Annotated in this window: 1 protein-coding gene; it reads right to left on the minus strand. The window is 53.1% G+C overall.

Going from position 1 to position 604, the window contains the following annotated elements:
* Positions 1–379: 379 nt before the first annotated feature.
* On the minus strand, positions 380–604 hold a 225-nt coding region (locus tag WMO23_RS11435), incomplete at its 5' end, for a PEP-utilizing enzyme (protein ID WP_349174156.1).

A 604-nucleotide genomic window follows, 5' to 3' on the forward strand; every position in this document is an offset into this window, starting at 1 on the left:
GGGCCTCTTTTGCTTAAAAAAATGGGCTCAGATAACTGAGTCCATTTTTTTCGATGAGGCTATTATGTTACAGCCCCCTTTTATCGTAGGGGCCGTCCCAAAGGGCGGTCCGTTGTGGCTAGTTGTTAGTGATTAGCAAATGGTAAAAAATTTAAAGCCATCTTCTACAAACTCCGTACTACAAACTATAAAGTTTAAGGAACCTCGCATAATGGTAGAAGCCTTCGTGCGACAGCCTTTTTTTCAGTAGGGGCGACCACGTGGGGCGCCCGCTCCAGGATATATATGATTTCCCAACCCGTTTGCTAGAAAAATTCTCCAATTTCCTAACGGGTCGCCCACGTGGCGACCCCTACAAAGATTGGACTACAGGCGAGGCCTACCGTGCGTTGGCTTCGCCACGGAAGATAGTGCCGCGGCTGGCGTCTACGGTGACGACTTCGCCGTTTTCCAGGGTATCGGCAGCATGGGCAGCGCCGACGACGGTCGGGATGCCGAGGGTGATGGCGACGATAGCCGATTCGCTAGTGAGGCCGGCTTCTTCGGAGACGATGGCGCTGGCCCGTTTCATGTAGTCGACGAAATCAGCGCGGGCCGAACGGAC

It is taken from the genome of Megasphaera intestinihominis (genome assembly GCF_040096415.1).
GTDB lineage: Bacteria > Bacillota > Negativicutes > Veillonellales > Megasphaeraceae > Megasphaera > Megasphaera intestinihominis.